This is a genomic window from Indolivaga capnocytophagoides DSM 22835 (assembly GCF_000426485.1).
GTDB lineage: Bacteria > Bacteroidota > Bacteroidia > Bacteroidales > Dysgonomonadaceae > Dysgonomonas_A > Dysgonomonas_A capnocytophagoides.
Genome location: NZ_AUFL01000008.1, coordinates 111,680 through 137,307, shown reverse-complemented (window position 1 = coordinate 137,307; position 25,628 = coordinate 111,680). Strand labels below are relative to the sequence as shown.

Sequence of the window (25,628 nt, the reverse complement as noted above, 5' to 3'; positions counted from 1 at the left end):
TTGGTAATTGGTATTATTTAAGGTCTGCACCCGAAAACAAAGTCAATAATGTTTTCGGGCTGGCTATACTTTTTATTTTAATTAATCTCAACTGTCACAAGTGATTTCGCAGGTATTTTGAAGGTTAGTTTCCCATTTTTGGCAGTTGCTCCGTTGAATTCTTTTAGTGTTACAACATCTTTTTTGTCAAATGTATTATGACTTCCTGTTTCAGGAGCCGTAATTATATTTGCTCCAAGAAGACGAGTATCTTTCATTCCCCTTATATCACATTCAATATCAATATCTTTTTCAGGGTCTATATTCACGAATGAAATATGTACTTTGCCATCTTTATCTTTAGATGAGGAAACCGATATTTCTTTTATACTGCGGTTGAGCCTGCTATATTCACCGCTGTTGACAGTGGTAGGGAGCATTGTTGCATCCTGATGTACTTTATACATATCAAAAACATAGTAGGTAGGAGTCAAAAGCATCTTATCTCCTTCAGTAAGGAAAAGAGCCTGCAGTACATTAACCATTTGTGCTATGTTGGCGATTTTCACACGATCGGCATGGTCATGGAATATATTAAGGATAAGTCCGGCTAAAATAGCATCTCTCAAGGTATTCTGCTGATATAAAAAACCTGGATTAGTACCCTTTTCAACATTATACCATGCACCCCATTCGTCAACAATAAGTCCGATACGTTTACCCGGATCATATATATCCATTATAGAAGAATGACGGGTGATAAGATTATCCATACAAAGTCCGTTTTCGAGTACAGTAAAATAATCATCTTCGGTAAATCCGGTTGCATCGCCCTTATCTTCCCAACGGTGAGTAAAAGTATAGTTGTGTAAAGATACCCCGCTGACTAATCCCAACGGAATATTTTTCATCATGGTAGTCATCCAATGATAATCATCGACATTCGGACCACCCACTATTTTATATAATCTGTTATCTCCGTAATTCTTACAATATGTAGCATACCTGCGATAATGTTCAGCATAAGCTTCAGCAGACATATTACCTCCGCATCCCCAGTTTTCATTTCCTACCCCCCAGAATTTAACCTTCCAAGGTTTTTCACGCCCATTCTTTTTTCTGAGTTCCGACATAGGGCTTTCTCCATCCGAAGTAATATACTCTACCCACTTCGACATTTCTTCAACAGTGCCACTACCTACATTTCCGCATATATAAGGTTCAGTTCCCAGCACTTCGCAAAGATTCAGAAATTCGTGTGTTCCAAAGCTGTTATCTTCAACGACTCCCCCCCAATTGGTGTTTACCATTTTTGCCCTTTGTTCCCGAGGTCCAATACCGTCCATCCAATGATATTCATCGGCAAAACAACCTCCTGGCCAGCGCAAATTTGGAATTCTAATGTGTTTCAGAGCATCTATAATATCTTTACGAACCCCATTTATATTAGGTATAGGTGAATTCTCTCCAACCCAAAGACCTTCATAAATAGAGCGTCCCAAATGTTCTGAAAATTGTCCATAGATATTACGATCGATCTGATATTTCCCTTGATCCGCATTTACAATTACGGTAGTTTTTTGTTGAGCTAAGATCGTGGAACTGATAAATAAAGAGAGGCAAATTGATAATGTCTTCTTCATGATAAAATGATTTATTGGTAGATTCTTAAGGTCTTAGACCTTTTGTTAACTTTCGATGATTACTTGGTAAGGGGTTCTTATTATTTTACTCATCATTTACAATCAAACCGGAACTCTTCCCTTAATTGAATATTTTAGTTTTATTAACAAGATTTCTGACACGGATTTACACGAACAAATATTGTGTAAACTATATGAAATAGAATAAAGAATAAGATTTTCAGAATTGGATATCTATTCCTTCCATATACCCTTTTATTGATTAACAAAAGCAAAAGTAACTTTAGGAGCCTAAATAAAGGTGGACAAATTTCCATTTTAGGTGGACAAACATACCAATAAGTGTAAAAAATAACATTATTATCATATCTAATAGAAAAACCTTAAATATTATAATAAAGATTAATTTTTTCTCTCTGAAGTAAAAAGAATACATTCTAACCTTGACACACTTATACCTAGACAAAAACAAACAGGATAATAACCCCATAAAGGTTACAGATCTGATATAACCAGAGTAAATTATCCCTGAACATACAATAGTTCATTTTGGAACATTTTAACACAACAAAGTACCAATATGTTCATATAACACACTTAAACACAACAATAGAATCATACCTACAGAATAAAAAAACAAGCAAAAAGCACAAACACAAACACCTGATTAAAAACATCTTAAACTACAACCACATTCAACAAACATAACTAACTATTTGCTTATGGCATATTTGTTGGTTCATGAAAGTCAGTAATGGTACAAATTAAAAAACAGAAACTATGAAGAAGATTGCATTTTATGGAAAAGGAGGAATTGGAAAGTCTACGACACAACAAAACACAGCAGCAGCAATGGCATTCTTTCACAATCAAAAAGTATTTATACATGGTTGCGATCCAAAAGCAGATTCTACCCGTATGATTTTGGGAGGGATGAATCAAAAAACGATAATGGACACACTTCGTGATGATGGTGCAGAATTAGTTACTTCCGATAAGGTTATCAGCTCAGGATTCGGAGGAATTCGTTGCTGCGAATCAGGAGGTCCTGAACCTGGTGTAGGTTGTGCCGGACGAGGAGTTATTACAGCAATTGACCTAATGGAACATCAGGGAGCATATACCGAAGATCTCAACTATGTATTTTATGACGTATTGGGAGACGTAGTATGCGGAGGATTTGCGATGCCTATCCGAGACGGAAAAGCTCAGGAAGTATACATTGTATGCTCGGGCGAGATGATGGCTGTATATGCCGCAAATAACATCTGCAAAGGTTTGGTAAAATATGCAAAACAGAGCGGAGTAAGACTTGGCGGACTAGTATGCAACAGCCGTAAAGTAGATAAAGAAAGAGAATTTATCGAAGAATTTGCGGCTGCAATCGGAACTCAAATGATTCATTTCGTTCCTCGTGACAATATTGTTCAAAAAGCTGAATTCAACAAGAAAACAGTGATAGAATATGATGAAAACTGTAACCAGGCTCATGAGTACAGCGAATTAGCAAGAAAAATCATTGCTAATGAAAATTTTGTAATACCAAAACCTTTAACAATGCCTGAGCTGGAATCGATGGTTGTTAAATACGGAATCGCAGAATAACTAATGGGACTACCAATAATCAAAACCGCTAAATACTATTGAATATGAAAATGATTAGAGCAATTGTTCGTCCCGAAACAGCCGACAACGTAACGGAAGGATTAGCAGAATCCGGATACTATTCTATGACTAAAATGCCTGTTTTCGGGCGAGGTAAACAAAAAGGGCTTACAGTTGGCAACACCCATTATGACGAACTTCCGAAAACTCTCATTATCATCGTAGTAGATGATAAATCTGTAGATGAAGTTATAAAGATCATACAATACAAAGCCTATACAGGGAGTGAAGGTGATGGCAAAATATTTATTTCGCCGGTCGAACAGGTTCGCACCGTACGTACTGGATCGAATGAATTATAAGAAAACAGACGCTTATGAAAGAAATAATAGCAATCATCCGTCCCAGTAAAATGAATGCCACAAAAAAGAGTCTCGATGAATTAAATATACCTTCAGTTACAGCTATTCCTGTTTTTGGAAGAGGAAATCAACGAGGACTGAATCCTATTCTGAGTGGTATAGACATCAGTAAAGACGCATTGGTTAAAGGGCATGTAACAGGGATGAAATTTGTGCCAAAACGTATGCTGGTTATTGTGGCCAAAGATGAGGATATGGAGGTTATTGTAAACGCAATTATCAAATCCAATAAAACGGGTTATATCGGCGACGGCAAAATTTTCATCTGCCCTACAGATAATGCTTTAAGAGTACGGACCAAAGAAAGTGGCGACTCGGCTCTATAACCTTAGTATTAATTAATAAAATAAGAATCATGCCATATCATCAATTTAAATGTAGTGAATGTATCCCCGAACGTCTGCAACATGCTGTAGATAAAGGACCCGGGGAACAATTGACAGATGCTCTTCCGTTGGGATATCTGAACACGATTCCCGGAACAATATCCGAAAGAGGATGTGCCTACTGCGGAGCAAAGCATGTAATAGGAACCCCGATGAAAGATGTAATCCACATCAGCCACGGACCGGTCGGCTGCACCTATGATACATGGCAGACCAAAAGATACATCAGCGATGACGGAAACTTTCAGTTGAAATACACATTTGCATCAGATATGAAAGAAGCCCACATCGTTTTCGGTGCAGAAAAAATGCTCAAAAAAAATATCATTGAGGCTTTCAAAGCATTTCCTCATATCAAAAGAATGACTATTTACCAAACCTGTGCATCGGCTCTTATTGGTGATGATATCAATGCCATTGCCGATGAAGTAATGGAGGAAATGCCCGATGTAAAAGTGTTTGTATGCAACTCACCCGGATTTGCGGGTCCAAGTCAGTCAGGAGGTCACCATAAAATAAATCTGGCATGGCTGTCTCAGATGGTAGGTACTGTCGAACCGGAAATCTACAGCAAATATGTAGTCAATTATGTCGGAGAATACAATATTCAAGGTGATCAGGAAATAATGAAAGATTATCTCCACCGGATGGGAATACAGATATTATCGACTTTCACCGGAAACGGACGCTTCGATGATCTGAGAGGTATGCACAAAGCTCAGCTCAATGTATTGGAATGTGCCCGGTCAGCCGAATATATCTGCGATGAACTACGGGTAAGATACGGAATTCCACGTATGGATATAGATGGATTCGGTTTCGAAGCGATCTCTGACTCTTTACTTAAAATCGGATACTTCTTTGGTATAGAAGACAAAGCACGTGAGATTATAGCTGAGGAAACCGCCCGCTGGAAACCCGAACTAGATTGGTATGCCGCTCGACTGAAAGGATTGAAAGTATGTTTGTGGCCGGGGGGATCTAAATTATGGCACTGGGCTCACTCAATTCATAAAGAAATGGGGCTTGAAGTAGTTTCAGTATATACAAAATTCGGACATCAAGGCGATATGGAAAAGGGAATCTCTCGCTGCGAGCCCGGAGCATTAGCCATTGATGACCCTAACGAACTGGAAGGACTTGAAGCCATGTATGAGCTAAAACCTGATATTATTTTCACAGGTAAACGTCCGGGAGAAGTCGCTAAGAAAATACGAGTGCCTTACCTCAATGCTCATGGGTATCATAATGGACCATACAAAGGATACGAAGGATGGGTACGCTTTGCCAGAGATATTTACAATGCTGTATATTCACCTATACACAAGCTATCATTTCTCGACATCAGCAAAGATGAAATCCCGACAGATAAAGGTTTCGAAACGCAGCAACTATTATCTGACACAAAACTTAGTGATGAAGTTAAATCGTCAACTGAGTTAAGACAATGCACCAGCAAATATGACCCGATTCCCGATCTCAGAGAGAAAAATCCATATTTGTTTCCTCATCCCGAAACAGGCGAACTAAGAACAATTCCCATAGAGCAGCTAAGGAAAAACAAAGTTGTAGAAGTTGAATAACAAGTCATAAATAGAAAAAAATTATGGATAAAAAGACAGCTGAAGAGAAAATGGCTCAACTCGAATGGTACATCACAAAGCATTGCCTTTGGCAATACAATTCGCGAGGCTGGGACAGGGAGATACAAAACGAGCGTATTCTCACCAAAAGCCGTCAACTACTCTGCGGAGAAAATGCAAAAGAAGACGATTCTTATGCGGACAGGTATTACTGGAGCGAAGCCATGACTTTGGTCGAAGCATTCAAACGATATTTTCCGTGGCTAGAAGAAACCAGTAATGAAGACATTACTCTGATTATGCAATTACTTAAAGAGCAAATGGATTATACAATGATCAAAGGTTCACTGAATACAGAACTGGTAAAAGAGCAATATTAAGATACAGTAAGCCTTCAGTAGTAAGTATCTTAATTAAAAAAACTATAAAAGAAAAAAGGTATGAGTTGTGAATTAAAACCGAAAGACCGGGTTGGAGTAATCAATCCGATATTTACCTGTCAGCCGGCAGGAGCCCAATTTGCCAGTATCGGCATCAAAGATTGTATCGGAATTGTACATGGAGGTCAAGGCTGTGTTATGTTTGTCCGCCTTATTTTTTCACAGCATTTCAAAGAAAGTTTCGAATTGGCATCTTCATCTCTACACGAAGACGCTGCTGTATTCGGGGCTCTGCATCGAGTGGAACAAGGTGTAGATGTGCTTTTGATGCGCTATCCCCATGTAAAAGTTATCCCTATCATCACAACCTGCTCTACCGAAATTATAGGAGATGATATAGACGGTGTGGTATTGAAGCTGAACAACGGACTGTTGAAAGAAAAATATGCAGACAGAGAAGTGCACTTAATACCCATACATACACCCAGTTTCGTTGGAAGTATGATAAGCGGATACGATATAGCCGTAAAGGATTTTGTATCGTATTTTGCAAAAAAAGAAGATCATACAAACGGTAAGATCAATCTTATCACAGGCTGGGTAGATCCGGGAGATGTTACAGAACTAAAATCGTTGTTATCCGAAATGGATGTACAGGCTACAGTACTTTTTGAAATAGAAACGTTCGATTCGCCCCTTATGCCCGATGGCAATCATGTTTCACATGGCGAAACTACAATCAAAGATCTGCGTAGTACAGCAAATGCAATAGGCACTATTGCTTTAAATAAATACGAAGGTGCCAAAGCAGCCAAATACCTCGAACAGGAGTTTGATGTTCCATCCATTATCGGGCCAACACCCATTGGTATACGCAATACGGATACTTTTCTTCAGAATGTAAAGAAAATGACCGGAAAACCCATACCCGAATCACTTGTCAGAAAAAGAGGTATCGCTATTGATGCCATCGCCGATGTTTCTCATATGTTTTTGGCAGGAAAGAAAGTAGCTATATATGGCAGTGCCGATTTAGTTATAGGCTTAGCCGAATTTTGTATTGATCTTGAAATGGAACCTGTTCTTCTTCTTTTGGGCGACGATAACAGCGGATACAAAGATGATCCCCGTATCAAAGCATTGATAGAAGGAGTAACCTTTAATATGGAAATAATAACTAACGCTGACTTTTGGGAACTTGAAAACCGCATAAAAAACGAAGGTTTGGAATTAGACCTTATTCTGGGACATTCTAAAGGTCGATATATCGCCATAGACAACAATATTCCAATGGTTAGAGTTGGATTTCCGGTCTATGACCGAGCCGGACACTTCCGTCATCCTGTAGTAGGATACGCCGGAGCAACATGGCTGGCGGAGCAAATGGCAAATGCGATATTTACTGATATGGAATACAAACACAATAAAGAATGGGTGCTGAATGTATGGTAACCCTCCTATCGAAAAAATCATAAGCTATGATAAATGTCGAGTATGATTACAGTGTAGAATCTCTTTTCGAAAACGATTACAGGGATGCTCAGGCATATCACAAGCGGGCTTTGCAGTTTCGTGACAGTGGTCAGGCTTTCAGTTTGGTATTCAACATAGCATCTGTCGCTCTTGAAAGATATCTGGTTGCCATATGCGAATTATATGGAGAAGAACCGATGAACCACAACTTTATCTCTCTTATGATGGCTGTGGATAAACTGATCGACACTCCGAAAGAATTCAGCAAAGAAGTAAAGTCACTTGATCAGATATTCGGAATCTGTTTTCTCGAAGATTACTTTCACGGAACACCTACCCAAGAAGATGCAGAGAAAACTTTACGGTTATGCGACGAGGCCGGTAATCTTTTCGACAAAGAAAAAATCAAAGAGGTTAAAGAATCATTGATGTAAACAAAAATAAACAATTATGGAAGGAACTACAGCTGCACATCCGCATGGAACAATGAGGCGGAAAGAAAGGGAAATTACAGATAGAAAAGAGATTGACCAAATAATCTCTTTGGGCAAAGTCATGCACCTTGCCCTATCTGATAATAATTTACCATTTCTCATCCCCGTTTTCTATGCTTACGATGGCACTTCACTCTATTTTCATTCGGCCAAAGCAGGAACTAAGATTGATATCCTGAAAAGGAACAACAATGTATGCTTCGAGATATCTGTTGATAACGGAATAGTGGAAAGCGATATGGCATGCGACTTCGAAGCGAAACACCGCACAATCATAGGATTCGGCAAAGCTCAATTTGTTGAATCCGAAGATGATAAAATTGCTGTTCTGGATAGAATTGTATCTCAATTTACTGACAAAAAATTTGAGTATCCGAAAGGGAATCTCCATGCCACAGCCGTTATTCGTATAGATATCGAATCCATTAAAGGCAAAAAACACGGAGTTTAACTCAGGTCGTATCTATGTACTGACTCACGATGTAAATTCGGGGATGTCTTTGAATACGTTTTCTCTCACCTAACAGGAAAGAACTATGAAAATAGCAGCATTTGTGGATGCGGAAGGAAATACCTTACCATTCGATTCGAGCGGAATGATTTACATATATGAAATGAAAAACAGCGGGCAATGGCTCTGTGTATGTAAAGTACCTTTATATATAAACCGGAATATGAACCTGGTGGATATAAGGAAGAGTATTTATACTATAGCATCGGATTTGGCAGGATGTAAAGCATTCATTATCAAACTAAGTATGGGTATCTTTAATACCATATTCGAAGAAGAACTGCACATCCGTGTTTTTTCGGCTACAGGTTCTCCGCTTGCAGTTCTCGATCAGGTAAGAGAACTGGTCAGGACAGAAATTATCGAAGCTATAAAAAAGGCGGAACTTTGCAAACAGCAAAACAACGAGACCAGCCCAATAGCAGTAGGAGATTTATCAAAAGGCTGTTATCTGATAAATTTAGTGAAGGTACAAGAGAAAAATGAATCTATGAATTCGAAGGATATCCTGCTGCCGTTTTTTCAGAATAATAAATTTGTGGAACTTGAGATTATCTGCCTGCATACACCTAAATGGATAGAACGCGAGTTAGGCAATTTCAACTACAAAGTAAAAACCGAAATACGGAAAGACGGATTCTGCCATGCTTTCGTATATCCTGCCGGCTAATTTGTTACAGTACATGCTGTAATTAAAACCTAATTATACAACAAAAGCCTGGATACAAAACATTAAAATCAGACGAAAAATGAAAGACTTATCATTACATCCATGCTTTAATGAAGGAGCCAAGCACAAGTATGCACGGGTACATCTGCCTGTAGCTCCTAAATGCAATATACAATGCAATTACTGCAATCGCCGGTTCGATTGCTGCAATGAAAGCAGACCGGGAGTTACAAGTTCGGTTCTACTGCCCTTCCAGGCATCTCTTTATTTCAAAGACTTAAAACAGAAATTAGAAAACCTGAGTGTAGTCGGTATAGCAGGTCCAGGTGACCCATTTGCCAACCCGAACGAAACATTGACTACAATAGAATTGATAGCAAAAGAATTTCCTGATATGATATTCTGCCTTTCGAGCAACGGACTCGATCTGGCTCCTCATATCGATCGCATAGCCAGGCTTAATGTTTCACATGTTACTATCACGATCAACTCCTTAAATATCGAAACATTAGCTAAAATATATTCATGGATACGCTATGGGAACAAATACTACAAAGGATCAGGAGCAGCCCAACTATTATTGAATAAGCAATTGTTCTGCATCCGTAAATTAAAAGAAAAAGGGATTATCGTCAAGATAAATACTGTTGTCATACCCAGAATAAATGATCAGGATATTGAAGAACTCGCCCAAAAAGTTGCTGAAATGGGTGCAGATACAATGAACTGCATTCCGATGTATCCTACTGCGGGAACTGCATTTGAAAACATAGAAGAACCTTCGAGGGAAATGATGTCCCGAATCAGAACACAAATATCAAAATATATAAAACCAATGAAACATTGTGCACGCTGTCGTGCAGATGCCGCAGGACTTCTAGGACAAGATAACACAGCGGCAATGGATATGGTAAAGCAATATTCGACCTTAGCTGTGGATAAAGGCGGATATAAACCTTATGTTGCAGCAGCGACAAGTAACGGGCATCTGGTAGACTTGCATATAGGCGAAGCTGAAGAGTTATCTATATACGAAAAAACCAAGAATGGATATCGGTTTATTGAAAAAAGAAAAACTCCTGTGTCAGGAGACTGCTCCAATAAATGGATCGAACTATGTAACAGTGTATTAACCGACTGTCAGGCTATACTGGTTAGCGGATCAGGTAAAAAGCCGACAAGTACATTACAAAGCAACGGTATACGGGTTATTCAGATGAAAGGATTGATCGATACCGGACTTGATACTGTTTATAATCAGAGACCTCTTATCCCCATATACAAAGCAGGCCCTTTTGTATGTGGTGCAACCTGTAACGGAGACCAAAAAGGTTGCGGATAAATACAGAAAGAAAAGCGGAGACAAGAAAACAAATGAGAACAAAAGTTATACAGATGTATATCTTTTGTCCTTTAATCCTAGCAAAGAAAGGAGATAATAATGCGAGAACCTATATTACTGGATACAACACTAAGAGATGGTGAACAAACTCCGGGTGTGTATTTTACAAACAAAGAAAAACTTTATATCGCATCGGAATTGAGTGATATGGGAATCGAAATTATCGAAGCTGGTATACCTTCGATGGGTGAAGAAGAACGAAAAAATCTGAAAGCTCTAAAGAAACTGAACCTAAGCGCCGAGATTTTATCATGGAACCGACTTTTGCCCGAAGACATTACAGCATCATTCAAGGCAGGTATACAAACCATTCATATATCGGTTCCGACAAGTGATATAATGATAGAAAAAAAAATGGGTAAAAATAAAGATTGGATAATTCCTCAAATGGAAAAAGTATTCGATCTGACACTGAAAGAAGGAGCAGTTATATCTTTCGGTGCTGAAGACGCATCCCGCACAGACCCTGTTTTTCTAAAGAAAATATTTACTACGGCACAACAGCTGGGAGCCAAACGTGTCCGCTTTGCCGATACATTAGGTATAATGACTCCCTTACAGGTTAGTAAAGTTATAAAGTACTTATCTGCCCCTGATATTGTAATTGATTACCATGGGCATAACGATTTCGGTATGGCTACCGCCAATGCTTTAGCGGCATGGGAGTCGGGAGCCGATGTTATATCCTGCTCGGTTTTGGGCTTGGGTGAAAGAGCCGGAAATACGTCTTTGGAAGAATTTCTTTGCATCATGCAATATTTAGAAAATAAGATTGAAAACTTCGATTTTATAAGATTGAAAAAACTCTGCATTGATATTGCCGAATGGATCGGTTATCTGATTCCGGTGCAAAAACCCATTGTAGGAGATAAAATATTTGCCCACGAATCAGGAATACATGTAGACGGAATACTGAAAGAACCTTCGACATACGAACTATTACCACCCGAGCTTTTAGGAGGACATCGCGAATTTATACTCGGTAAGCATTCGGGACTGAAAGCGGTTAAATATTTTGCAAACAACGAGGGGTATGAAATCAGTGACAATCTCGTTGACGATTTTCTGAAAGATATGCGTTTTCAGATGGCACAAAGCAGAGGGGTAAACGCATCCCTTTTATTCCGAAGCTTTCTAACAAACCGCCTTAACAAAAGAACGCCAAAACAAACAGAATACCAACATTTAAACATAAATAAAACAAATAACACATTAAAATAACACTATAAAATATATTTTTAAGTAATTTTGATTCATATTTATTTAGGTTGAAAGATTTTTGAAATTAGGAGGATCGTTATGCTTTGTGAACGAATCAGGAGGAATTGTTACGTTGAAACAGATTTAACATTCCTTGTCAACATCAGTAATACAATAAGCCACAGCGAAGACTTATACAAAAGTCTCGAATCTGTACTAAAAGAGTTGTGCAAATTTCTGGATGCACAATACAGTATGATCACCATTATCGATAGAAACTACGACCGTATCATAATCAGTTCAGCATTTGGATTAACTGATGAGGAAAAGAGCAGGGGTGTTTATAAAATGGGAGAAGGTATTGTAGGTGAAGTAGTACAATCCGAAAAACCCGTTGTAATTAAAGACATATCTAAGAACTCCAAATTCCTCAATAAAACAGGAATCAAACATAAAGACGGACAGTTAATGGCATTTTTATGTGTTCCTATAATTATAAAAAACGAAATAACAGGAACATTAAGTATTCATAAGACGCACGCTGATATGGCGGATTTTTCGCCGGAAGTAAAATTTCTGAGTATTGTAGGAATGCTTATTGCTAAAAATGTTTCGATACGCCGCAAGCAGATTGAAGAGCTCGAAGAATTACGACGTGAAAACCAATGGTTAAGAACGGGAAAAACTTTCAAACCCGACAATATCGTCGGGAACTCATCGCTAATGAGAGACCTTTATGCACTTATCGAACGTGTTGCTCCAACAAACAGCACGGTAATGATAAGAGGCGAAAGCGGAGTCGGTAAAGAACTGATCGCTGAAGCCATACATAATAACAGCACGAGGAAGTCTAAACCTTTTATAAAGGTTAATTGTTCGGCATTACCCGAAAACCTGATCGAAAGTGAATTGTTCGGTCATGAAAAAGGAGCATTCACAGGAGCAAGCACCCAGCATATAGGACGTTTCGAAATGGCAAACGGCGGCACTATTTTTTTAGATGAAATAGGAGATGTTCCTCTCTCCATACAGGTCAAATTACTGAGAGTTCTGCAACAACGACAGATTGAACGAATAGGTGGCAATAAAACCATAAACGTAGACGTACGTATTATAACCGCTACAAACAAGAATCTCGAGGAGATGATCAAGACTAATTCTTTTCGGGAAGATTTTTATTACCGGATAAATGTTTTTCCTATTTATGTTCCGGCGTTACGTGAACGCTGTGCCGACATTCCAATTCTTACCGATCATTTCATTTCGAAACTGAATCAACGAAACGGTACAGATATAAAGCGGATAACCGGAGGTGCCTTAGACATGCTCATGATGTATTCGTGGCCGGGCAATATCAGAGAGCTTGAGAATGTTATAGAACGGGCTATGATACTTTCTACCGATAATGTAATACATTCGTACAACCTACCCCCTACTCTTCAAACGGGTGTATCATCCAATACGGTAAGTAAAGGGGCTCTGTTCAATGTACTGGAAAGAGTAGAAAAGCAGATGCTTATAGATACTCTCATACTTATGCAGGGAAATATAACAAAGTCAGCCGAACAGTTAGGTATAACACGCCGTATCATGGGGTTATTAGTAAATAAACACCAGATAGATATAAAGAAGTTCAAACACCTGTCTCATGAAAACAATTGAGATTTACAGAGCACAACACTAGAAAACAATTTGATATTTATAAATTTGCACTATGCAACAGATTCAGACCATCCATGATTTTTATAAAAGTCTTTCCGAGATAGCTGATATCCGGATCGATAGCGAAAGTGCAGGTTTATTCAATGTCTTTCCGCGCCGTTATTGCTCTCCTACGGCCTCATTTCATCGTCGCGATTTCTATAAAATTTCATTAATAACGAGAGGTACAGGCATTATACATTTTGCCAATGACGAATTTGTAATAGACCAGCCAGCATTATTCTTTTCCAATCCAATGGTAGCACATTCATGGGAACCGACATCCAATGAGCAGGAAGGATGGTTCTGTCTGTTTTCTGAAGAGTTTATACAATCATGGGATCATTCTTTTTCGGTGAAAGACTATCCGATGTTCCGGATAGGAGAAAACCCCGTAGTATTTCTTGATGACGAAGCTTTAAATGATGCAGCATATATCTTCAAAAAGATGGCTTTGGAAATGAATTCCAATTACATATATAAGTACAGTAAATTACGTAATTACTTACAAATTATAGTTCATGAGGCATTGAAACATTATCCGGAAATAGGGTTAAGAAATAAACAACTCGATGCAGCACATCGTATTACATATCGGTTTATGGAATTGCTCGAAAACCAATTTCCAATAGAAAACACCGATATGCCTCTTAGAATGCGAACCGTTCAGAATTTTGCGGAATGTCTTTCGGTACACGAAAATCATTTAAACAATGTAGTGAAAGAAGTTACCGGAAAGAATCCCTCTCAGCATATCGCATCCCGGATCACAGAGGAAGCGAAGGCTCTACTCAAAAATACCGATTGGACAATGTCTGAAATAGCTTACAGCCTGTTATTTGAATACCCGTCTCATTTCACAAGTTTTTTCAAAAAAAATGCTGGTATATCTCCAAAAGAGTACAGAAATAAAATTATTTGATTTTTATAAAAACACCTTTGATATATCTGCCCCAAGTCTTTATATATCGAATTAACTTTGCAATATCTAAAATTTATGAAGTTATGAAATACAGAGAATTAGGGAAAACAGGCGAACAAGTATCCGCTATAGGATTGGGATGTATGGGTATGTCTCATGTGTATGGAGAACGAAATGACGAAGAAAGCATCGCCACACTACACAAAGCATTGGATCTGGGTATAAATTTCTGGGACACTGCCGATTTTTACGGCAACGGCGAAAATGAAAAATTAATATCGACCGTTTTACAGCCAAATCGAGATAAAGTATTTATTGCCACAAAATTCGGATTCAAATACTCCGGAGAGAACCTTCTTGCAAGTACTTTCGATGGTTCTCCCAAATGGATGAAACAGGCAATAGAATTAAGTCTGAAACGATTAAAAACCGACTATATCGATCTTTACTACACCCATAGGGTAGATCCAAATGTTCCGATAGAAGAAACCGTAGGAGCGATGGCCGAACTGGTGAAAGAAGGAAAAGTTCGCTATATCGGATTATCTGAAGCATCACCGACTAGTATTCGCAAGGCAAATGCAGTTCATCCGATAGCTGCTTTACAAAGTGAATACTCTTTGTTAACCAGAGATGTTGAGGCTGAAATATATCCTCTAGTATCAGAACTCGGAATATCACTTATCCCCTACTCCCCGCTTGGAAGAGGAATGTTTACCGAAAATTTTGATGTAAGTACATTTAAGCCTGATGATATCAGGTTTCAGCTGCCCCGATTTCAGGGTGAACATCTGATTAACAACCAACGGTTAATGAAAGAATTGTCTGAGTTTGCACATGGAAAGAATATAAATCCGTCGCAATTAGCTCTTGCATGGATCTTGGCAAAAGGTGATAATATTATTCCAATACCGGGAACTAAAAAACGTAAATACCTTGAATTAAATGCTGTGGCAGTAGACGTTACATTAGACAAAAAAGATATTACGGAAATAGAATCTATCATAGCCAGATACCCTAATACTGGAGATCGCTATACTGCGGAATCCTTAAAGCTGGTAAATAATTAAGGTCTCTGATTGAAGAAAAGAAGCAGCCTGAAAGAATGTTCAGGCTGTCACTTTTTACCATAATCTACAGACTGATAATTAGCTACAGCTTGTTTTAATAAAATCGAATCAATTTTATTAACTGTTTTCATTTCAAACTGATAATTATCCGATGGCATCACCTTATACTGCTGCACTTTTTTTACCGGAGATAATATTGTGAGAATATTGTCTGTCCAGTAACCCAGATTTTGATAAGTGGCAACAAATGCTTTAGGCTTATATTCCGGCGAAAAGACATTCTTTCCATAGAATTTAGAATTATATGAAAAGTGAAGTAATCCGAAAACAGTTGGCATCAAGTCTATTTGAGATACTAACGCATTCACAACTTGAGGCTTGACAAAACCCGGAGCATAAATCAATGCAGGTATATGGTATTTATCGAGTGGAATTTCTGTTTTACCTGCACTTGACGCACAATGATCTGCCACTATTACAAAAACAGTATTATCAAACCACGACTGCTTGGGAGCTTCATCCATAAACTTACCAATTGCATAATCGGTATATTTCACTCCTCCATTCCTCGACTTGCTGTTTGAAGGAATGTCTATTCTCCCATCCGGATAGGTAAATGGACGGTGATTACTTACTGTCATAATATGCCCGAAAAAAGGTTTTCCTGTTTTTGCATCTTCAGTAAAAATCTTTATCGCTTTGCTATACATATCTTCGTCACAAACTCCCCAGATATTACTAAAAGAAATTTCATCTTGCGTAAAATTACTTTTGTCTATAACGATATATTCGTTGCCCGAAAAGAATGTGCCCATATTATCAAAGTAACTATCTCCTCCATACATAAACTGAACAGTATAGCCCTTATTCTTCAACACTTTCCCGATCGAAAAAAGATTGGAATTATCAGGACGCTTTATGATACTTTCGCCGGGACTCGGAGGAAGACACAAACTTAAGGCTTCTAAACCTCTCACCGTTCTGTTTCCTGCAGCATATAAATTATTAAAGACAAGACTCTGATTCATCAGTTTATCCAAATTGGGTGTCAAATTTTCTGTATTACCGTATTGTTTCAGAAAAGATGCACTTAAACTTTCAACTGTTATGAGAACGATATTCTTATGAATTTCAGGCAAAGAATCACGTATCTCTTGTAAATTATCGGAACCTTTACTCTTATATATATCATTAATTATATCCTCCGCACTTTTTTGGGGTATGGTTATATAGAAATCTGTATAACTTAATTCGCTATTAACAAATGCAAGACAAAATTTATAAGATCCGTTTGCTTGAAGTTCATTGACAAAAACGTTACTCCGATTCTGAAAACGGACATTCAGATTAAGCACAATGAAAGCAATACCTGTCAGAAGAAAATATACAAGGGATAACCCTGCTTTATATAGGGTTGAAGGGTATTTATTAAATAAACTCCGCTCTTTTCTAACCAACAAATAGGTGATGACACCCGATACTAAAAGTAAAACTGAAAACAGAGGGATAATAGGATATGACTCCATAATATTACCGATAACTTCATTTGTATAAACAAGATAATCGACAGCTATAAAATTATATCTGACACCAAATTCGTCCCAGAAGAAATACTCTCCGATAGCAATAAATAAAATACAGACGACATATACGTAAAATACAAAATAATAACAGATAGAACTCCAGGTTTTCCGTATCCGGGGAATAAAAAGCCTTAATCCGAAACTGATAAATTTATAAGCAAGCACTCCTTTTACAATCTTAGGAACAGCACTTCCGTACTCATCAAAAACAGTATTAAAAAAGAGAACATACCCCAAAGCAATACCTATCAGAGAAAAAAGCAGATATCCCCAGGGATAAGTATATTTCTTATCCGACATAAAACTAAGGCAGAGCCACATAAAAAAATAGCCAATAGTTATAATACATAGATCGTTTATAAATCCAAACAGAAAAATCTGTACCCATTCTAACAGAGAGAAATTAACAAGTGACTGCCCATTGGTTATCAACACAATACGTGTAACAAATCCGACTACAACATATAAGAGGGCTAATTTAAAAAAAGGCAATACATAAAACCGCCCCTTTTCCAGGCTTTGAGCATTCATCCAGTTACTTATCATATTTTTAGGGAATCTATGGGACCAATACATTAAGTCCTTTATGAATTATTTCGACATTGATATTTTTACTTGTATATATGGCATTTCCATCTAAATGCATCACTCCATCAGTTTCTCTTTCTATGGAGGCTGTACAGCAAATAAGCTCGTTCAACTTAGGATTATCATTTATCCGCTTAGTAAACATCTGCAAAGCGGCTCTAGGAATATCGACCGCTGATAAAGGATCTAAAATAGAAATATTCATTTTACCATCGCAGATATCAGCATTAGGTGCGATATACGCATTGTTTCCGTATTGGGAAGCATTTGCACAGGTAATAGTAAAGGCTTTACCATGAAAGTTTCCGGCAGAGGTTGTTACCCGATAACTCTCCGGCTTAAAGTTTCTGAATACATCTATCATATTCTTCGCATACATCATAATCCCCCGCTTCTTCTGGTTAAGGGATTTTTCACTTACTTCCGCATCATATCCAACCCCGCATGTACAGAAAAAAAGATTGCCGTTGGCTATGCCGTAATCTATTTGCTGCACTTTATTCTGTTTGAATATATCGATAGCCCTGGCTATATTCATAGATATATGCAGATGTCTGGCAAGTCCGTTACCCGACCCGTGAGGTATAATTCCCAAAACAGTATCCGTACCGACCAAAGCTCTTGCAACTTCATTTATTGTTCCATCTCCCCCTACTACTATTACATAACGGACGCTACGTTGTACAGACTCCAATGCAATTTCGGTAGCATGATGAGGATATTCCGTATAGAAAAAGTGAAAGTCATATTCGCGGCTTAACTTTTTCAAACATTTTATTACATAGTCTTTTGATTTAGTTCCCGAGGTTGGGTTTATTATCACATTTATCGAACTTTCGGAATGTTTCATTGCTTGAATTTTAAGGTCACAGACCTATTTAACTAAGAGTTTACTTCTACCAGACTTTCACATGAGAAAGAAAAACAATCAGCCACTCACTGAAAAAACAAAACAGAAAAATATAGCTGATAAAAACAATCGACATAAAAGTGACCTGATTTCCTGAATAAATGACTGAAGGAGAAGCCTCTTTTGTTTTGAATATCTTTTTAGTTGTAAGTACATATAATCTGAACACAGAATATCCTATAAGAGAACCGAATACAGCTCCTGCAAAAACATCCGAGATAAAATGAACACCTAAATAAATTCGGGAATAAGCCATAATCGCCGCCCAGATAAAAATAAATATAGTATATACTTTATTTTTGAAAACCAATGAAGTAAGCATTGCAAATCCAAATGCATTAGTAGCATGCCCCGACATGAAGCCATATTGTCCCCCCGTATATCCATACAGGGTTCTGACATGATCCATAATTACAGGATAGTGAGTTGGTCTGAGACGGGCAAACGTCGGTTTGACAAAACCCGAAGAAAACTGATCGCAACAGATAAATAATAATATAATTGCGATCAGAAGAGGCAGCCATTCTGTCCATTTCTTTTTATATACAAGCCGGAATATCAGAAAAGCAGCTATTGGAATCCATATCACAGAGCCGGAAAACAACCACATAACACAATCGGTAAAGTAAGTATGAGCACCATTGATCAGAAAAAATAAATCTGTTTCGTATGGCAAAATACGGTCTAGCATAATCGGTTTCTATTTTGTAATCGTGGTTCAAATATGGCAGTTCAATTTTGTAGGAATTTAGAATAATGACAGATCGGAATATTAAAAATGTTAAATTCTAAATTTCTCCAAAATCCGTTAGGTAACTTTAGGTTTTTAAATTTAAGGTCAGAAGTGTTTTCATGGATTAAGGGCACAGACCTATTTACTGCTTTAGCAAGTATCCTGAACCTGTCACAACTTGAAAATGTATCATTAAATACTTTCATTTACTTAAGACAGGTCTGTAACTGCTATATTTATCTATAAGTAAAACAGTGAATGAGAAATAAAGGTAACAGGTATAAAAGTGGGATTCCGATGTAACCTTTGTTACCTTTTAAATAAAAAAAGGTCAAGAAGAGTAGTTATAAGAAAAAACAAACAATTTCAGAATATGTGGAAATGGTATGCAATATTATCAGCTGTGTTTGCTGCATTAACGGCTATATTTGCAAAAATAGGAATCAAGAATGTAGATTCTAATGTGGCAACAGCTATCAGAACATGTGTAATATTATTTATAACATGGGGTATTGTACTGGCCGGAAACGAAATTGGATCGATAAAAACACTAACAAAGACCAACTGGATATTTTTAATCCTATCAGGAGCAGCAACGGGATTATCCTGGTTATTTTACTTCAAAGCATTACAGCTTGGCAATGCTTCGAAAGTAGCACCGATAGACAAAATGAGTGTCGTATTCACGATATTTCTTTCTTTCATTATATTGAAAGAACCTGTAAGTTGGAAAGTCATATTAGGAGCGTTATTAATAGCGGGAGGTTCGCTGGTGATATTAACAGATAAATGAATATACTATGAAAATACTGATCATCGAGGATGAAAAGGAATTATCTCAGAATATAAAGAAATACCTTTCTTCGGAAAACTATATCTGCGAACAGGCTTATAATTTTGAAGATGCTCTGGACAAAGTGTCTATATATAATTACGATTGCATTCTCTTAGACCTAAACCTTCCGGGAGGGGATGGCTTGAAAGTGCTGGAGGAAATAAAGAGACAGGGCGTCGACAGCGGTATCATTATTATTTCAGCCAGAGGTACACTCGATGACAGGCTTGAAGGTCTTAAAATAGGTGCAGATGATTATCTATCCAAGCCGTTTCCTCTATCGGAACTGAGTATGCGAATATACGCATTACTGAGGCGAAAACAGTTCTCGCACAGTAATACCCTCAAATCTAACAATATAAAAATAGATCTACTAGGAAAGAAGGTAATAGCAAACAATCAGGATATATTACTTACAAAATCGGAATATGAACTACTCTTGTATTTAGTAAGCAACAGCAACAAGGTTATTTCCAAGAATGCAATTGCCGAACATCTGTCGGGAGATATGGCTGATATGCTCGACAGCCAGAACTTTGTATATGCCCACATCAAGAATCTGAAAATAAAACTTGCCGATGCAGGTTGTGCCAATCATATTAAGAATATTTACGGAACAGGCTATCAATGGGAAGAGTAAAAAGTTTATTAAGAAAAAGCATGGGGCAGTTTACTATATCTACTGTCATTATATTAACATGCTGTTCGCCTTTGCTCTTTTTCGTCATGAAACATTTTTATGCCGAAGATCTTGACGAACTTATTATATTCAGAAGTGATGAATTTGTGGCAGATCATTTATCTTCTTTTACTATTGATGAGATTGATCACTGGAACAAGTATAATGAAGACATGCAGATATTCCCCTTATCCGCCATATCAGACATTAATATTACCGATTTACATCATTCTTTAAATCACGTCATTGAAAAACCATTCTATAATAAAGCAGAAGGTCACGAAGTAGACTATAGGGTTTATTATCAAAAAATACCGATACAAGGCGAACCTTATATTCTGATGTCGCGTATTGCCATGATTGAAGATGATGATCTGGCTAGAACTCTTGTAGGACAATATGGTATTTTATTTATAGTATTATTTGTATGTATGTTTGTTGTTCTGAGAGCTATATCTAAAAGATTATGGAGACCCTTTTATGATAGCTTGTCTAAAGTTGAAAATTTTGATATTGATAAAGGTAACACACCCCAATTCGAACAGACCGATACGATAGAATACAATCGGCTAAACACAATATTACATAACTTAATATCCAATAATCTAAAGGCATATAATCAGCAGAAAGAGTTCGTTCAGAATGCTTCTCACGAACTGCAGACACCTCTGGCTGTGTTTCAGAGTAAACTGGATGTCTTTTTACAAGAACCAAACTTATCGGAAGAGCAAGTCGAAACAATACATTCTTTATACGATATCCTTTCGCGTCTCACAAGGTTAAACAAAAATCTTCTTTTATTGGCTCGATTAGATAATAATCAATTTAAAGAAACCGAAGAGATAGATTTCAACAGACTTTTATACAAGCAACTCGGTAATCTTACGGATTTAGCCGAAAGCAATGGTATTGTAATATCTGCAGATATCGTAGGCCATACGATCTTATCAGCAAATAAAATACTATTGGAAAGCCTTATAAATAATCTTATTGTAAATGCAATCCGTCATAATACGGAAGCTGCGGATGCCAGGATTATCATTAGAGTTGATACTAATTCGTTTATTATAGAAAATACCGGAGAAAAGACAGCATTAGATACAGACAAAATATTCAGAAGATTTAGCCGAACTTCAGAAAACAAGAAAGGGAACGGTCTCGGATTATCTATCACATACCAAATCTGCAAATTACATAACTGGCAAATAAAATATCAATATATCGATAATATGCACCGTTTTGAAGTATTGTTTTGATTTGCATTTATATATGTCCTATTTTTCCGACACATTATTATAGATAAAGAAATATAAGCAAAACTAAGACAACAACAAGAAGGCAGTATTCACCTTATCAATAGAATAGCTTGTTCTTTTGAATTCTGAAAACAGAACATTTCAATGGAACTATCTGCATCGCTAAATTATTAATACGGTAATAATTACCAAAGACTGAAAAACCATATCAAATGTCCTATTTTTCCTCTTAATTTAGGCTGAAGTATCATAAAATATTCTATTTTTGTATAGACGAAAGCTAAAAAAACCTACCTTTATTACAGAGAGCTGTAAATTTAATTATAACCAAATTATAAAGAGATATGGAAGATAAGATTATAACTTTAGCTATACATACCAAAGAAAAAGCCTTTAAGCTAAAAGAAGTTCTGGAAAGCAGAAACATTCCGGTTTATCTGGAAGAATTAAGCCAGAATGATTATGTAGGCGATACTGCAAAAGGATATGCTGTAAAGATTAAAGAATCGCAGATCTCAAAGGCATTGACAATTATCGAAGAGAATAAATTATTCAGTTACAATGATATGCAAACCCTGAAAATGGATGATGGGCGTAAACGGATACTTGTAGCTGTCGATTTTTCGACCTATTCGATGAAAGCATGTCAGACAGCCTTCAGCATAGCAAAGGAATTAGATGCTAAGGTAAAGATATTGCACATTTATAACAATATCTATTTTCCGACTCAAATTCCATTCGCAGATGCACTAAAGAATGATGGGGACGTCAGTATTCTGGATAAATCAAGAAAACAGATGCTTGATCTGTGCGTCGAAATAGACAAAAATATCGAAGCAGGTAAATTCCCGTCGGTTAACTATTCTTATTCGTTAAGGGAGGGAATAGTTGAAGAAGAAATAGAAAGCTTTATAGAAGAATATAAACCCATGCTGTTAGTACTTGGTAAAAGAGGTACAAATGACAACAGAACAAATATTTTGGGGAGTGTTACCGCCGATATCATAGAAATGACGGATATTCCCGTTTTGGCAATTCCTGAAAATTCTTCATTTGAAGGAGCAAAAGATGTCAGACATATCGCCTTTTTCACGAATATACATCGTCGGGATATATATTCGTTTGACTATCTGGTAAATCATCTGCTACCTTACAAAGGTCTCAAAATTACCTTAGTTCACATAATTACCGATGCACGCAATGGTAAATGGTCTGAGTCGGACTTATTAAAACTGCAAGAGTCTTTCACTCAGAAATATTCAGATATGAACATTAGCTATAAACTAATTAATGAGACCGACTTTGTACAAGGAATAAAAGACTTTATCGAAACGGAAAAAGTAGACATAGTAGCTGTAAACACCCAACGTCGGAGTTTATGGGGCAGAATGTTTTTACCTAGTAATTCCCGAAAGATACTAGCCTCTTTAAATGTAGTGCTGCTAACCTTGAGAGGAGAAAAAGGATTGTTCTGATAAAGAGCAATAATACTAAATAAAAATAGCTCATAATGTATAGTTATTCATTATGAGCTATTTTATACACTTTACTCCAAACCAGTCACTTCTATTGAGATGAAAATCATAGACTTCAAATCTTCGATATCTTCATGGCATAGCCACCACCGGGAGCCATATTTATCTTCAATTTACGATCGGAAGGCACAGGAATCTCTATCTTTTTATAGTCTGATGCTACCCTATGAGCATTTTTTCCATCCTGAAACACTTCAGCTTTGAAGTTTCCTTCTCCCAGAAAAGACAAATCTAAAATCAGTTCTCTCTGATCCCAATTGGTTAAAGCTCCCAAATACCAGACATCACCCTTTCGGCGTGCTAACGTCAAATATTTAGCTATCTCTCCGTTCACACTTACCGTCTCATCCCAAACTGTCGGGATATTTGCTATAAATCGGGTACACTCATCTTCTTTCATATAATTAGAAGGATTATCGCAAAGCATATTCAATGGAGATTCGAATATAACGTATTCAGCCAATTGACGGGTTCTCGTTCCTTGGCTCATGGGCTCTGAGTTTACCGGAAAGTAATTGTCTTTGGTAGCATTCCTCATAGCCCCCTGAGTATAATCAATAGGACCTGCGACCATACGGATAAAAGGCATAGTAACATCATACGTCACCTGATCGACCGATGACGGAGACCATTTCATCTGCTCAAGCCCGTGAACACCTTCGAAGTTAATAACATTAGGATACGTTCTTTGCAATCCTGTTGGCTTATATGTACCGTGAAAATCGACCAACATCTTATATTGGGCAGCTACCTGTGCCGCCCGATGATGAAAATCCACCATTATCTGATCATCCCTGTCCATAAAGTCGATCTTAAACCCTTTGATTCCCATTTCGGAATAATGTTTGCATACACGTTCCAAGTCTTTATTAAAGGCATAATAACCTGCCCATAGTATAAGGTCTACATTCTTGCTTTTAGCATATGCCACAAGTCCGGGCAGATTTATTTCGGGTACTACCTGAAATAAATCGGACTGAAGATTCACAGCCCATCCCTCATCCAGAATAACATATTCAATACCATATTTCGAAGCAAAGTCAATGTAATATTTATAAGTATCATTATTCACTCCTGTATAGAAATCAACATTTTTCAGATTCCAGTCATTCCACCAGTCCCAAGCTACTTTTCCGGGTTTTACCCACGAGTAGTCTATGCTTTTATCAGATTCAGAGGCCAATTTGTAGACCATATCGCTGTTTGCCAGCTCTGCGTCTTTTTCCGAAACTATTACCGCTCTCCATGGAAACGAGGTCTGTCCTTCACACTTTGCAATATACGATTCATGCGATATAACCTCATCTTGCAACATATTATGCCCTCCTTGCTTTGTAGTGGCGGGATATGGAGCATAGACTCCTATCAAACCATCTGCACCATCTTTATTATACAGGAACATACCCGGATAATTTAAAAGATCTGACTCAGCAATACAGACTTTTTTGCCGTTTACACCCTCCACTACCAGAGGTGAAAAAGCCAGCCGTTTTTTATTCCATTCAGCTAAAGGAATATGTTGATATGTGTTTTCAAAGGAGTTATAATACTGTTTTTCGAATGTATCTTTAGCTCCATTGCGGTCATCTACATAAGGAATATATGCTTTAGAGTCATCAGGAAAGTTAAACTCAGCTTGCTCGTTCTGTACAATAAAGGCTTGTTTCTTATTCGACACAAACCGATAAGCTACACCATCATTATAAGCCCTGAAGATTATCGAATAATCACCTTTAAGACGAAGAGTCAACTCATTATAGTAATCAACAACCTTACTCTTTTTATAAACAGGAGCATCTATAATGGTATTCACTGAACGGGCAGAAGATGCTGCTAATTTAGAATCGATACCAAAAGATGTTCCATCCGCCAAATTCATAGATATAGCAGAAGGTAATAACATTACGTCACCCTGATGCGATACCGAATAATGAATTGTCTTACCAACAACAATATCTGCACTAAGCTTCGAATCCGGAGATTTCAGCTGAAAGTTCTTCTGAGCATGCACTGCCATAAATGACAGAGATAAAAGTAAAAGGAATAAATTAAGTCTTTTCATCATTAA

The 25,628-nt window shown here is 37.4% G+C and carries 23 protein-coding genes; 18 read left to right on the top strand and 5 right to left on the bottom strand.

Annotated features, from left to right (window positions below; genetic code table 11):
• Positions 1–77 precede the first annotated feature (77 nt).
• Positions 78–1,622: an alpha-N-arabinofuranosidase gene (locus tag K322_RS0103760; protein WP_084158502.1), complete on the bottom strand. Its 1,545-nt coding sequence runs from the start codon at positions 1,620–1,622 to the stop codon at positions 78–80.
• Positions 1,623–2,402: 780 nt separating this feature from the next.
• Here K322_RS0103760 and nifH point away from each other — a divergent pair.
• From nifH to K322_RS0103690, 14 genes are all read left to right on the top strand, one after another.
• Positions 2,403–3,227, top strand: coding sequence for a nitrogenase iron protein (gene nifH, locus K322_RS0103755; RefSeq protein ID WP_026625686.1), 825 nt, complete (start codon positions 2,403–2,405; stop codon positions 3,225–3,227).
• A 44-nt stretch (positions 3,228–3,271) separates the two neighbouring features.
• A complete protein-coding gene (locus K322_RS0103750; protein ID WP_026625685.1) occupies positions 3,272–3,589 on the top strand; it encodes a P-II family nitrogen regulator in 318 nt (105 codons plus the stop codon).
• Between the two features lie 14 nt (positions 3,590–3,603).
• Positions 3,604–3,975: a P-II family nitrogen regulator gene (locus K322_RS0103745; RefSeq protein ID WP_026625684.1), complete on the top strand. Its 372-nt coding sequence runs from the start codon at positions 3,604–3,606 to the stop codon at positions 3,973–3,975.
• 29 nt (positions 3,976–4,004) lie between these two features.
• Complete coding sequence (gene anfD / locus K322_RS0103740; protein ID WP_026625683.1) at positions 4,005–5,618, top strand: nitrogenase iron-iron protein, alpha chain; 1,614 nt, start codon at positions 4,005–4,007, stop codon at positions 5,616–5,618.
• A 23-nt stretch (positions 5,619–5,641) separates the two neighbouring features.
• Entirely contained in the window at positions 5,642–5,998 is a 357-nt protein-coding gene (anfG, locus tag K322_RS0103735) for a Fe-only nitrogenase subunit delta (protein WP_026625682.1), read from the top strand.
• A gap of 60 nt (positions 5,999–6,058) precedes the next feature.
• Entirely contained in the window at positions 6,059–7,450 is a 1,392-nt protein-coding gene (gene anfK / locus K322_RS0103730; RefSeq protein WP_026625681.1) for a Fe-only nitrogenase subunit beta, read from the top strand.
• A gap of 26 nt (positions 7,451–7,476) precedes the next feature.
• Complete coding sequence (locus tag K322_RS0103725; protein ID WP_026625680.1) at positions 7,477–7,905, top strand: HEPN domain-containing protein; 429 nt, start codon at positions 7,477–7,479, stop codon at positions 7,903–7,905.
• Positions 7,906–7,921: 16 nt separating this feature from the next.
• A complete protein-coding gene (locus tag K322_RS0103720; RefSeq protein ID WP_026625679.1) occupies positions 7,922–8,416 on the top strand; it encodes a pyridoxamine 5'-phosphate oxidase family protein in 495 nt (164 codons plus the stop codon).
• 85 nt (positions 8,417–8,501) lie between these two features.
• Positions 8,502–9,146 (top strand): Fe-only nitrogenase accessory AnfO family protein, encoded by a 645-nt coding sequence (locus K322_RS20115; RefSeq protein WP_026625678.1) that lies wholly within the window; start codon positions 8,502–8,504, stop codon positions 9,144–9,146.
• A gap of 79 nt (positions 9,147–9,225) precedes the next feature.
• The gene (nifB, locus tag K322_RS0103710) at positions 9,226–10,488 is read left to right on the top strand and encodes a nitrogenase cofactor biosynthesis protein NifB (RefSeq protein WP_035331247.1); all 1,263 of its coding nucleotides are present in this window, start codon (positions 9,226–9,228) and stop codon (positions 10,486–10,488) included.
• 99 nt (positions 10,489–10,587) lie between these two features.
• The gene (locus K322_RS18440; RefSeq protein ID WP_051290613.1) at positions 10,588–11,769 is read left to right on the top strand and encodes a homocitrate synthase/isopropylmalate synthase family protein; all 1,182 of its coding nucleotides are present in this window, start codon (positions 10,588–10,590) and stop codon (positions 11,767–11,769) included.
• Positions 11,770–11,847: 78 nt separating this feature from the next.
• Positions 11,848–13,410 (top strand): sigma-54 interaction domain-containing protein, encoded by a 1,563-nt coding sequence (locus tag K322_RS0103700; RefSeq protein ID WP_035331245.1) that lies wholly within the window; start codon positions 11,848–11,850, stop codon positions 13,408–13,410.
• A 52-nt stretch (positions 13,411–13,462) separates the two neighbouring features.
• Positions 13,463–14,371: a helix-turn-helix domain-containing protein gene (locus K322_RS0103695; protein WP_221406993.1), complete on the top strand. Its 909-nt coding sequence runs from the start codon at positions 13,463–13,465 to the stop codon at positions 14,369–14,371.
• 83 nt (positions 14,372–14,454) lie between these two features.
• Entirely contained in the window at positions 14,455–15,441 is a 987-nt protein-coding gene (locus tag K322_RS0103690) for an aldo/keto reductase (protein ID WP_026625674.1), read from the top strand.
• Positions 15,442–15,488: 47 nt separating this feature from the next.
• Here K322_RS0103690 and K322_RS0103685 read toward each other — a convergent pair whose 3' ends face one another.
• The 3 genes from K322_RS0103685 to K322_RS0103675 are packed head-to-tail and all read right to left on the bottom strand — an operon-like array spanning position 15,489 to position 19,213.
• Positions 15,489–17,570 (bottom strand): LTA synthase family protein, encoded by a 2,082-nt coding sequence (locus K322_RS0103685; protein ID WP_246037496.1) that lies wholly within the window; start codon positions 17,568–17,570, stop codon positions 15,489–15,491.
• A 13-nt stretch (positions 17,571–17,583) separates the two neighbouring features.
• Entirely contained in the window at positions 17,584–18,462 is an 879-nt protein-coding gene (locus K322_RS18435; protein ID WP_035331281.1) for a diacylglycerol/lipid kinase family protein, read from the bottom strand.
• 46 nt (positions 18,463–18,508) lie between these two features.
• A complete protein-coding gene (locus K322_RS0103675; RefSeq protein WP_026625672.1) occupies positions 18,509–19,213 on the bottom strand; it encodes a phosphatase PAP2 family protein in 705 nt (234 codons plus the stop codon).
• A 415-nt stretch (positions 19,214–19,628) separates the two neighbouring features.
• On the opposite strand from K322_RS0103675, the gene K322_RS0103670 reads away from it, so the two are divergent.
• The 4 genes from K322_RS0103670 (at position 19,629) to K322_RS0103655 (ending at position 23,500) form a co-directional block, all read left to right on the top strand.
• Positions 19,629–20,048 carry an EamA family transporter gene (locus K322_RS0103670; RefSeq protein ID WP_026625671.1) on the top strand — a complete coding sequence of 140 codons (420 nt, stop codon included), beginning with the start codon at positions 19,629–19,631 and terminating at the stop codon, positions 20,046–20,048.
• A 7-nt stretch (positions 20,049–20,055) separates the two neighbouring features.
• Positions 20,056–20,730: a response regulator transcription factor gene (locus tag K322_RS0103665; protein ID WP_026625670.1), complete on the top strand. Its 675-nt coding sequence runs from the start codon at positions 20,056–20,058 to the stop codon at positions 20,728–20,730.
• The gene (locus tag K322_RS0103660) at positions 20,718–22,025 is read left to right on the top strand and encodes a sensor histidine kinase (RefSeq protein WP_026625669.1); all 1,308 of its coding nucleotides are present in this window, start codon (positions 20,718–20,720) and stop codon (positions 22,023–22,025) included. The genes K322_RS0103665 and K322_RS0103660 overlap by 13 nt, the downstream gene beginning before the upstream one ends.
• A 344-nt stretch (positions 22,026–22,369) precedes the next feature.
• Positions 22,370–23,500: a universal stress protein gene (locus K322_RS0103655; protein WP_026625668.1), complete on the top strand. Its 1,131-nt coding sequence runs from the start codon at positions 22,370–22,372 to the stop codon at positions 23,498–23,500.
• 115 nt (positions 23,501–23,615) lie between these two features.
• Here the strand turns inward: K322_RS0103655 and K322_RS0103650 are convergent, their stop codons facing one another.
• Entirely contained in the window at positions 23,616–25,622 is a 2,007-nt protein-coding gene (locus tag K322_RS0103650) for a glycoside hydrolase family 97 protein (RefSeq protein WP_035331279.1), read from the bottom strand.
• Positions 25,623–25,628: the final 6 nt, after the last annotated feature.

Coding starts and splice junctions, on each gene's coding strand:
- K322_RS0103750 (WP_026625685.1), top strand. CDS start 3,272: ATGAAAATGATTAGAGCAATTGTTCGTCCCGAAACAGCCGACAACGTA.
- nifH (WP_026625686.1), top strand. CDS start 2,403: ATGAAGAAGATTGCATTTTATGGAAAAGGAGGAATTGGAAAGTCTACG.
- K322_RS0103700 (WP_035331245.1), top strand. CDS start 11,848: ATGCTTTGTGAACGAATCAGGAGGAATTGTTACGTTGAAACAGATTTA.
- K322_RS20115 (WP_026625678.1), top strand. CDS start 8,502: ATGAAAATAGCAGCATTTGTGGATGCGGAAGGAAATACCTTACCATTC.
- anfG (WP_026625682.1), top strand. CDS start 5,642: ATGGATAAAAAGACAGCTGAAGAGAAAATGGCTCAACTCGAATGGTAC.
- K322_RS18435 (WP_035331281.1), bottom strand. CDS start 18,462: ATGAAACATTCCGAAAGTTCGATAAATGTGATAATAAACCCAACCTCG.
- K322_RS0103690 (WP_026625674.1), top strand. CDS start 14,455: ATGAAATACAGAGAATTAGGGAAAACAGGCGAACAAGTATCCGCTATA.
- K322_RS0103670 (WP_026625671.1), top strand. CDS start 19,629: ATGTGGAAATGGTATGCAATATTATCAGCTGTGTTTGCTGCATTAACG.
- K322_RS0103660 (WP_026625669.1), top strand. CDS start 20,718: ATGGGAAGAGTAAAAAGTTTATTAAGAAAAAGCATGGGGCAGTTTACT.
- K322_RS0103665 (WP_026625670.1), top strand. CDS start 20,056: ATGAAAATACTGATCATCGAGGATGAAAAGGAATTATCTCAGAATATA.
- K322_RS0103745 (WP_026625684.1), top strand. CDS start 3,604: ATGAAAGAAATAATAGCAATCATCCGTCCCAGTAAAATGAATGCCACA.
- anfD (WP_026625683.1), top strand. CDS start 4,005: ATGCCATATCATCAATTTAAATGTAGTGAATGTATCCCCGAACGTCTG.
- K322_RS18440 (WP_051290613.1), top strand. CDS start 10,588: ATGCGAGAACCTATATTACTGGATACAACACTAAGAGATGGTGAACAA.
- K322_RS0103650 (WP_035331279.1), bottom strand. CDS start 25,622: ATGAAAAGACTTAATTTATTCCTTTTACTTTTATCTCTGTCATTTATG.
- nifB (WP_035331247.1), top strand. CDS start 9,226: ATGAAAGACTTATCATTACATCCATGCTTTAATGAAGGAGCCAAGCAC.
- K322_RS0103720 (WP_026625679.1), top strand. CDS start 7,922: ATGGAAGGAACTACAGCTGCACATCCGCATGGAACAATGAGGCGGAAA.
- K322_RS0103760 (WP_084158502.1), bottom strand. CDS start 1,622: ATGAAGAAGACATTATCAATTTGCCTCTCTTTATTTATCAGTTCCACG.
- K322_RS0103675 (WP_026625672.1), bottom strand. CDS start 19,213: ATGCTAGACCGTATTTTGCCATACGAAACAGATTTATTTTTTCTGATC.
- K322_RS0103685 (WP_246037496.1), bottom strand. CDS start 17,570: ATGATAAGTAACTGGATGAATGCTCAAAGCCTGGAAAAGGGGCGGTTT.
- K322_RS0103695 (WP_221406993.1), top strand. CDS start 13,463: ATGCAACAGATTCAGACCATCCATGATTTTTATAAAAGTCTTTCCGAG.
- K322_RS0103655 (WP_026625668.1), top strand. CDS start 22,370: ATGGAAGATAAGATTATAACTTTAGCTATACATACCAAAGAAAAAGCC.
- anfK (WP_026625681.1), top strand. CDS start 6,059: ATGAGTTGTGAATTAAAACCGAAAGACCGGGTTGGAGTAATCAATCCG.
- K322_RS0103725 (WP_026625680.1), top strand. CDS start 7,477: ATGATAAATGTCGAGTATGATTACAGTGTAGAATCTCTTTTCGAAAAC.